The organism is Streptomyces sp. NPDC054849 (genome assembly GCF_053610945.1).
Genome location: NZ_JBSGZI010000094.1, coordinates 23,076 through 32,042, shown reverse-complemented (window position 1 = coordinate 32,042; position 8,967 = coordinate 23,076). Strand labels below are relative to the sequence as shown.

At 71.8% G+C, this 8,967-nt stretch carries 5 protein-coding genes; 1 reads left to right on the top strand and 4 read right to left on the bottom strand.

Annotated features, from left to right (window positions below):
• Window positions 1-327: 327 nt before the first annotated feature.
• Window positions 328-795: a hypothetical protein gene (locus ACWGIF_RS30260; RefSeq protein ID WP_453502232.1), complete on the bottom strand. Its 468-nt coding sequence runs from the start codon at window positions 793-795 to the stop codon at window positions 328-330.
• 136 nt (window positions 796-931) lie between these two features.
• Entirely contained in the window at window positions 932-3,169 is a 2,238-nt protein-coding gene (locus ACWGIF_RS30255) for a catalase (protein WP_453502230.1), read from the bottom strand.
• 297 nt (window positions 3,170-3,466) lie between these two features.
• On the opposite strand from ACWGIF_RS30255, the gene ACWGIF_RS30250 reads away from it, so the two are divergent.
• On the top strand, window positions 3,467-5,011 hold the full coding sequence (locus tag ACWGIF_RS30250; protein ID WP_453502229.1) for an FAD-dependent oxidoreductase: 1,545 nt from the start codon (window positions 3,467-3,469) through the stop codon (window positions 5,009-5,011).
• Between the two features lie 115 nt (window positions 5,012-5,126).
• On the opposite strand, the gene ACWGIF_RS30245 is transcribed toward ACWGIF_RS30250, so the two are convergent.
• On the bottom strand, window positions 5,127-6,593 hold the full coding sequence (locus ACWGIF_RS30245) for an aminotransferase class I/II-fold pyridoxal phosphate-dependent enzyme (protein ID WP_453502228.1): 1,467 nt from the start codon (window positions 6,591-6,593) through the stop codon (window positions 5,127-5,129).
• Window positions 6,594-6,638: 45 nt separating this feature from the next.
• Window positions 6,639-8,933, bottom strand: a complete 2,295-nt coding sequence (locus ACWGIF_RS30240; protein ID WP_453502227.1) for a S9 family peptidase — start codon at window positions 8,931-8,933, stop codon at window positions 6,639-6,641.
• Window positions 8,934-8,967: the final 34 nt, after the last annotated feature.

The following is an 8,967-nucleotide window of genomic DNA, read 5'->3' as shown; positions in this document are numbered from 1 at the left end:
GTCGATGTCCTGTGGGCCATGCTCCGCGACAAGAGGCTGTTCACCTCCACCCCGCCGACCCCGGCGGCGGCTTGACACGGTCATTGAGATTCCTCTCGACGCTTGCGGCGGGTAGCCGATGGGAAGACGGCCACTCTCTTACCGCGTGACCCACGCCACAATCGACAGACGGACTGTCAATTGGCCGACAAGGACGACGGGTTGTCGGTGTGCCGGACGGGCAGACCGCAGGTGTGACCGCCCCGTGATGTGCACGGAACCCGGGACCGGCTAGGAGCGTGTCTTTCGACACGCCCCAGGGCGATTCCTTCGGTCCGTGCGCACCCGCTACCGGGCGGCCGGGCCTGCGTTTCGGGAGGCGGGCGGCGTGGCGGTGTGGTCCGGGTGGTTGCGGGTGCGGCGGATCGTCTTGAGGCGGGCCTCCAGGAGATGGTCGCGCCCGTCGGCCAGCTCGTCGACGATGTCGCGTTCCATCGCGGCGAAGGCCTGGTAATAGGTGGAGTTGTAGGCCTCGACGATCTGGAAGGTCCAGTGGCCCGGAATCACGTTGCGGCCCACGATGTCGCGCTCGACCCGCGCTGCCTGCTCCTCATGACCCGCCTCGCGCAGGAGCCGGACGGCGTCGCCGAGCTCGAAGTCCGCGGTCCCGGTCAGCTGGTGGAATCCGTAGAGGTGGCCGCGGGCTCGCTCCGTGGTCTCCAGCGCCTTCGAGAGCGCACCCAGGGCACGCAGTGTCTTCTCGTCGACGCCGTCGGGCACCTGGTGCTCCGGGTCCATCTCGCGATTGCTGTCCATGCTGGTCTCCTGCCCGAAAGACGCTTCCCCGAGCGGTCGATTGAGCCGTGCGGAGTAGGGCGGTTCACCGCAGCGCGCAGGGAGCGGGCCCACCGCCATGTGGAGGTGGGCCCGCTTCTCGCCGTCCCTGCCGAGATCAGACGGCAGGCGGGAACCTGTCCCAGGCCCGGTGCTCGGCCAGGGCGGCGGCGACGGTCTCGACGACCGCCGAACCGTCCTCGCCAAGGGCGATGCCGGGGCCTTCCGTGTCGATACCCACGCTCTCGAGGAGCCGGTCGGCGCCGTTCCAGCCGCCGAGGGCCTTCCCATGGCGGTACGCCTCGGTCAGCAGCAGCACGACGCGGGGATCGGGTCCCTGCGTCGCGGGCGCGCCCGCCTTCGCGTCGCGGGCTCCGTGGGCGTCGGAGCCGGGCTCGGGCACGCCGGCGAACAGGAGGGCGTCGAACTCGATGGAGCGGGCGGTGGCGAAGGTGCGCTGAACGGCGATCGGCTCTCCGCCCGGGTCGAGGGTGCCGCCCGCGGGGGCGATGACGAGGGGCACCATGCCCGCGTCCAGGATGGCCTGCCGCGCGCTCCGCACACCTGCCAGGTCGGCTGCGGCGTCGGCGACGATGCCGATCACGCGTCCGTCGACGGGCCAGGTCTGCCCCAGCTGCGAGAGGGCCGGGCTGGGATCGGCCGCGGCGAGGGCGACGGTGGAAGCCGGTGCCGGCAGGCCCAGGCCTTCGGCGACCTTCTCGCACAGCTCGGCGTCGATGTTCGCCAGGACGCCGAGGGTGCGCTCTTTGACGGCCTGCTCGTAGCACTTGTTCAGCTCGAAGGTGTACGCGGCGATGATGTGCTCACGCTCCGGCGGACTCATGCTGAGCCAGAAGAGCCGCGGCTGCGAGAAGTGGTCCGAGAACGAGGCCGGCGCCTCGCGGATCTTGCTCGCCTCGGGGACCTTGGCGGGTGTCTCGATGAAGGCGCTGGTGTCGGCTCCCGCGAGGAAGGGGCAGCCCCCGTCCAGGCTGTTGGGCCGGTAGGGGGCGACACCGGTGTGCACAGCCGTCTGGTGCATGCCGTCGCGGAGCATGTCGTTGACGGGGGCGTGCGGCCGGTTGATCGGGATCTGGCCGAAGTTCGGGCCGCCGAGCCGGGTGATCTGGGTGTCGAGGTAGGAGAAGAGCCGGCCGGCGAGCAGCGGGTCGTCGGTGACGTCGATACCGGGGACGAGGTGGCCGGGGTGGAAGGCGACCTGTTCGGTCTCGGCGAAGAAGTTCTTCGTGTTGGCGTTCAGGGTCATCAGCCCGATGGGCTGCACGGGCGCGAGCTCCTCCGGCACGATCTTCGTGGGGTCGAGGAGGTCGATGCCCTCGAACATCTGGTCCGGGGTGTCGGGGAAGACCTGGATGCCCAGCTCCCACTGCGGGAAAGCGCCCGCCTCGATGGCGTCGAAGAGGTCCCTGCGGTGGAAGTCGGGGTCCATCCCGTTGATCAGCTGGGCCTCCTCCCACACCAGCGAGTGCACGCCCAGCTTCGGCTTCCAGTGGAACTTCACCAGAGCGGTGCCGCCGGCCGTGTTCACCAGGCGGAACGTGTGGACGCCGAAGCCCTCCATCATCCTGAAGGAGCGGGGGATCCCGCGGTCGGACATGTTCCACAGCGTGTGGTGGGTGGCTTCGGTGTGCAGGGACACGAAGTCCCAGAAGGTGTCGTGCGCACTCTGGGCCTGGGGGATCTCACGGTCCGGGTGCGGCTTGCCCGCGTGGATGATGTCGGGGAACTTGATCGCGTCCTGGATGAAGAACACCGGGATGTTGTTGCCGACCAGGTCGAAGGTGCCCTCGTCGGTGTAGAACTTCGTGGCGAAGCCGCGTGTGTCGCGCACGGTGTCGGCGGAGCCGCGGGAGCCGAGGACGGTGGAGAACCGGACGAACACCGGCGTCTCCACGTCCTTCGCCAGGAAGGCGGCCCGCGTCACCTCTCCTGCCGTGCCGTAGCCCTGGAAGACGCCGTGCGCGGCGGCGCCGCGCGCGTGGACCACCCGCTCCGGGATCCGCTCGTGGTCGAAGTGCATGATCTTCTCGCGCAGGTGGTGGTCCTGAAGCAGGACCGGGCCGCGCGCGCCGGCCTTCAGCGAGTGGTCGGTGTCGTAGAGCCGGGTCCCCTGGGCGGTGGTGAGGTATGCGCCGCTCTGTGCCATTCGCGCCTGCTCCGCCCCGGTGGCCTGTCCGGTGGGACTCACGGTCTCCGGCCCTTCCTGGTCCGCCTTCGGCGGGAGGGGCTCTGCGGGCTGCGCCGGTTCGGCCACGGGCGGGGATACCGGTCCCGGCTTGCCCGGCAGGCCGTCCTTGTCCGGATCCGAGGCGGCGGGGGTGTGCTTCGTGGTCATCTTTTTCTCCCAAGGCGGTCTGCTGGACGCTTCAGCCATGACCGGGAATCCGCCACTCGCAAACGGAGGCAAGGCGCTTCTCACCCGCCTCAGCGGCGTTCCGGGCATCTGCCCGTCGGCCGGGCGGCTGCGCGTGCCGACCGCCTACCCGCCCCACCGGAATGAACCCCCTCATTTCGACGAGGCGGAGAGGCGGACCGGACCGTCCGGGCGCTGCAGTGCGCTTGGACCGGCAGAACGGGTGACCGGCCGGAGCGACTGCGCATCACGGTGGGTGTTCCCGGGCAGCCGCCGGTTATGAACGGACTTCCGCACCCCGGCCACTCCTACTGGATGCAGACGGCCGCCCTGCCGTCCTTCGCCCCGCTCTCGGGGGCCGCGCAGGCGGATGCGGCGGTGATCGGCAGCGGCATCGCCGGTCTCAGCACGGCGTGGGAACTCGCCCGGGCGGGGCTGAGGGTCGTCGTGCTGGAAGCCGGCCGGCTCGCGTCAGGTGTCACCGGCCATACGACGGGAAAGCTCACCGCGCTGCACACCGCCGTGTACGACACGCTCCGGTCCAAACACGGAGAGGACGCCGCCCGCCGGTACGCGACGTCCCAGAGCGCCGCGCTGCGGCACGTCGTCGAGGTGGCAGAGGAACTCGGCGTCGACTGCGACATGGAGAGGCGGCCGGCGCTCACCTACTGCGAGCAGCCCGAGGGCGTCGAAGCGTTGCGCGCGGAGGCCGAAGCGGCCCGGTCGGCCGGCCTCGACGCTTCGTTCGTCACCGAGACCGGCCTGCCCTTCCCCGTCGCCGGGGCCGTCAGGGTGGAGGACCAGGCGCAGTTCCATCCGCTCAAGTACCTGCGCGGGCTCGTCGACGACATCGTCGCGCTCGGTGGCCGGATCCATGAGGGCAGTCGCGTCACCCGACTCGACGGCGGGGATCCCTGCCGGCTCACCACCGACTCGGGGGCCACCGTCTCCGCCCCGCACGTCGTCGTGGCCACCCACCACCCCGTCTTCGACCACGCGCTGCTCGCCACCCGGCTCACCCAGCACCGTGACCTCGTGATCGCGGGGTCTCTGGCCGCTCACCGAGACCCCGAGGGCATGTACATCACCGAGGAGGGCGGCAAGCGGTCCGTCCGCACGGCGCCGCTCACGGACGGCGGCCGGCTCCTGATCGTCACCGGGGAAGCCTTCACCCCGGGCGCCGGCGAAGACACCGAGGCCGGGTACGCCCGCCTTCAAGCCTGGACGGAACAGCACTTCCCCGCCTTCACGATCGCCTACCGGTGGGCAGCGCAGGACAACAGCGCCACGGACACCCTGCCCCTCATCGGCCGGCTTCCCGGGGACGGCGAGAACGTCTACGTCGCCACCGGCTTCGCCGGGTGGGGCATGACGGGCGGGGTGCTGGCCGGGACGGTCATCGCCTCCCTCGTCAACGGGGAGGCCGAGCCCTGGGGCGGTCTCTACGACCCCGGCCGCCTCGGCTCCGCCCTCCTCTCCGCCCCGACGCTCCTCAAGGCTCAATGGGACACCGGTAAGCACTTCGTCAAGGACCGTCTGGACACGCTCGGCGACGGCACCAACGGCCCCGTCCGAAGCCTGCAGCCGGGTGAGGGAACGGTCGTCCGTGCCGGCGGCCGGCCCTGCGCCGTCCATCGCGACGATCAGGGCGAGCTGCACGCCGTGTCCGCCGTCTGCACCCACCTCGGGTGTCTCGTCGCCTTCAACAACGCCGAACGGACGTGGGAATGCCCCTGCCACGGCTCCCGCTTCGGCATCGGCGGCGAGATCCTCCAAGGCCCGGCGCTCCATCCCCTGGAACGCCAGGATCCCGGAGAGCTCTGACCCGCCCCTCAGCCGTCTCCCGAGTCGGCGCTCCCGCCGGGGCGTCGAACGACGGAAGGGGAAGACGGGACTGCGGGGGCCGTCTGTCGGCAGCGCCTCCGCACGCCCCAGACGGTCACTCTTCGCGAAGCACCCGGACGCTCGTGACGTCCGTGTCCACCGCATCCGGCACGACCATGCCCGCCTCGACCCCCGACCGCAGGTATCGCAGGACATCGCCCGTGAGGCGCTCGCCGGGCAGGGCAGCCGGGATGCCCGGCGGGTACGGGGTCAGCATTTCGGCCGCGATCCGGCCCTCCGCCTTCTGCCAGGGCACCTGCTCCGTTCGGCCGAAGAACGCGTCGCGAGGCAGCGCCGCCTGCTGCAGCCTCAGCCGCGACGGCGGCGGGACCTCCACGGGCCGGCCCGTCCGAAGCTGCTCGGCATGTGCGGCCAGGTCGGTCAGTGCCGTCAGGAGCACCTCGGCCGTGTCGCCGTCGTCGGCGTGGGTGAGCTGTGCGCTGATGCGGCGGTGGTCGGCCAGGTGGAGGTTGATCCGGTGGTTCTCCCGCAGCCAGTCGGCGGCGCGGTAGCCGGTGACCTCCCACGCGCTGATGTCGACGATGATCTGGAGGGGGTCCGTGTCCGCCGCCCGGTCCGGCCCGCAGAAGTCGTCGCGACCGTGCACGTGCATGCCGTCGATACGGGAAATTCGCTCGCGGGTCTTCTGAGCGAGCACGAGCGCGTGGTCGTAGAGGGCCTCGCCGTGTTCGACCATCTGCCGGCGCCAGCCGTCCAGTGCGGCGTACACGAGCACGGAGGGGCTGGTGGTCCCCAGCAGGTCTTCACGACTCCTGAGCACCTCGGGTTCGACCAGGTCGCCCTGCAGATGGAACACGGAACTCTGTTCCAGGCCGGAGCCCATCTTGTGTACGGATGTGACGCACACGTCGGCCCCGGCGTCCATGGCCCAGGTCGGCAGATCCGGGTGGAAGGGCAGGTGGGCGCCCCACGCCTCGTCGACGATCAGCGGCCGGTCCCGGCGGTGGCAGACCTCGGCGATGGCGGCCAGGTCCGAGCAGGTGCCGTAGGGGGTCGGTGTGGTCACCAGCGCTCCGCGGGCGTCGGGGTGTTCGGCGAAGGCCGCCTCGAACGCCTCGGCGGACGGCGGGTGGGCGAGGTGACGCTCGGCATCCCACTGCGGCTCCACCCACACGGGCTTGATGCCGGAGAGGATCAGGCCCGACACCACGGATTTGTGCGCGTCCCGGCCGATCAGCAGCTTCTCGTGCGGTCCTGCGACGGACAGCATGGCCGACTTCACCGACAGGGAGCTGCCGCAGGTGGAGAAGAACGCGTGGTCCGCCCCGACGGCGTCGGCCATCAGCGCTTGTGCTTCCTCCAGGACGCCCTGGGAGGACGTCCTGTCGTCCAGGCCACTGGTGGCGAGGACGTCGGACCGGAACACCGCTTCGCCGAGCACGGCCCGCACCCTGGGGTCGGCGCCCCGTCCCTGTTTGTGCCCCGGGGGCGTGAACGGGGTCTGGCCGCTCTCGTGGTAGGCGGCCAACGCATCGAGTACCGGTGCCTTCGACTGGTCCATGCCGCACGCCTGCCCCGCGACCGCCGGCGAAAACGGACATCGGCGTCACTGCACCGGGCCGAGATGCTGTTCCAGCCAATCCGCGGCAGCACGCCGGTAGAGCCGCCGGTTGTCCGCCCGCAAAAACTCGTGGCCCTCGTCGCGCAACGTCAGTTGCCGCGCCGGCACGCCGCGGTCACGTGCCGCGCGGACGAACTGTTCCGATTCGGTCGGCGGCACGTTGGTGTCGTGCTCGCCGTGGACGGCCAGCACAGGGGCGCGCAGTTGATCGATGCGGCTCATGGGGGAAAGGGCGCGGAGCAGTTCCCGGTCGTGTTGCGGGTGCCCGTACTTGGCGGCTGCGGACTGGGCGATCCACGGCTCCGTACCGGCGAAGAACGTGGCGAAGTCCGACATCCCGCATACCGCGACCCCGGCCCGGAAGAGGTCCGGATGCCACACGAGGCAGGCCATCGTGAGGTAGCCGCCGTACGAGCGGCCCATCACCCCCAGCCTCAGGGGGTCGGCGTACCCGAGCGAGACCACATGTGCGGCGCAGTCGGCGACGTCGTCGATCGCCGCGAAGCGGCCGGCGCCGAGGTCGGCGTCCACGAAGGACCGGCCCCAGCCGGACGACCCGCGGACGTCGGGGGCGAACACGTCCAGGCCCCTGCCGAGGAGTTCGTGGTACAGCGGGTTGAACACCGGCCGTTCCTGTTCTTCCGGTCCGCCGTGGAGGTGGATCACGCACGGGGCCGGCCGGCCCGGGTCCTGCTCCGGCGCCCGGTAGTACCAGCCACCGAGGACGAGTCCGTCCCGCGCCTCGCAGCGCAGAGGTACCGGTCGTACGGGAGGCCGCCCGGGCGGGACCGCATCCTCGTCCCGCGCCGACCAGCCGGTGCGCGCGGGCACGAGGGCCTCGTCCAGCTCCCAGATGCCCGGCCTGCGCCGGGATCCCGAAAGGGCGGCGAACAGGCCGCCGCGCTCCAAGGGCGCGATGCGAGTCACCACCTCGTGGGGCAGGACAGGATGGTGTCGCGGTCCGATGTCGCCGACCGTACGACCGAGGGCCGTTGGGGCGAGGGCCGTTGGGGCGAGGGCCGTTGGGGCGAGGGCCGTTCGGGCGAGGGTGAGCCCCACGCTTTCCAACTCGGTCGCGCCGTGCGCGTTCCAGGCGAGGACGGCCCACCGGCCGTGGTCGGGCACGCTCAGCAGGTCGAGGGCGGACTTCTCCCGCTCGGCGGCGACGGACAGCCCCCGGGACACGCCCTCCTCGTCCAGCCGTACCCTCAGCAGGGCCGCGAACTCCCGTTCCGCGTCGCTGCGCAGCCAGAGCGTCCGCGCGTCGGCGGAGAACCGGCCGATCCAGGGGTCCCCGTCGGCGACGTGCAGCGCGAAGGTGGTGCGGCTCGAAGCGGTGTCGAGCACGAGTGCCTCCCGTCGCCCGCGAGGGCCGCGTCGGACGAGCGCGAAGCGGCCGTCCGCACTCATGTCGCACACGCGCAAGGAGGCGGCTCCCTCCTCGCTGAACAGCAGCACCGGTGCGGTGGCTCCGTCCGGGTCGACCAGGTAGGCGGCCAGCCCGCCGCTCGGGGCGGGTCCGAGGTCCGCGACCGGCACCCCGCCCGCCGCGGGGAGGGCCGCTCCGCGCACGGACGGCGCGGGGTCCCACCGGGCCACCCGTCGTGCGGCCCCTCCTTCGAGGAGGGTCGCGGGGCCGTCGCGTTCGGACCACGCCGAGCCCAGCGGCGTTCGGCCGGCCCAGGGGGCCCCGTCCGTGTCCGTGTCCGCATCCGCGTCCGCGGCGTCTGACGGCAGGTGTCCTGGTCCGCTGTGCTCCGAGCCCGTCACGGAGGGCTGTGCGACCGTGACGGCGAGGGCGGTGCCGTCACGCGTCCAGCGCCCGAGGTGCGCCGAGCTTCCCGGCTCCGCCCCCGCGAGGACCTGTCGTCCTGTTCCGTCCGGCCGCACCACCAGAACCCGGGTGTGCTCGCCGCCCCCCGGCGCCGACGTGTAGGCGATCCATCGCCCGTCCGGCGACCAGGAAACCTCGGTCACCGGGTCGGGGTCGCCGTCCAGCACGTGCACCTCGGCCCCCCGGGCGGGCCCGCTCCACAGTTGGGGGACCCCGGCCCGATCGCAGATGAACGCCACGTGCTCGCCCGTCGGGTCGGCCGACGGGTACCAGCATCCGTGGGCGGTCAGGAGGGTCGGCGGGTCGACGCCGCGATGACCGGGCAGCCGAACCGGCGCGGGGGCCGGCACAGGGTCCGACGGGGGCGCTGCGGCGCCGGGGGGATCGGCCGTCCCGCGAAGCACGTCGTGCGCGTGCTGCAGAGGGCTCGTGTGCTCCAGGGGCATGGGCCGCCTCTCCCAGGCTTCCGCTTACAGGTGT

Bases quoted from the DNA above. Each gene is read 5' to 3' on its own strand.
- ACWGIF_RS30240 (WP_453502227.1), bottom strand. From the start codon at position 8,933: ATGCCCCTGGAGCACACGAGCCCTCTGCAGCACGCGCACGACGTGCTT.
- ACWGIF_RS30255 (WP_453502230.1), bottom strand. From the start codon at position 3,169: ATGACCACGAAGCACACCCCCGCCGCCTCGGATCCGGACAAGGACGGC.
- ACWGIF_RS30250 (WP_453502229.1), top strand. From the start codon at position 3,467: ATGAACGGACTTCCGCACCCCGGCCACTCCTACTGGATGCAGACGGCC.
- ACWGIF_RS30260 (WP_453502232.1), bottom strand. From the start codon at position 795: ATGGACAGCAATCGCGAGATGGACCCGGAGCACCAGGTGCCCGACGGC.
- ACWGIF_RS30245 (WP_453502228.1), bottom strand. From the start codon at position 6,593: ATGGACCAGTCGAAGGCACCGGTACTCGATGCGTTGGCCGCCTACCAC.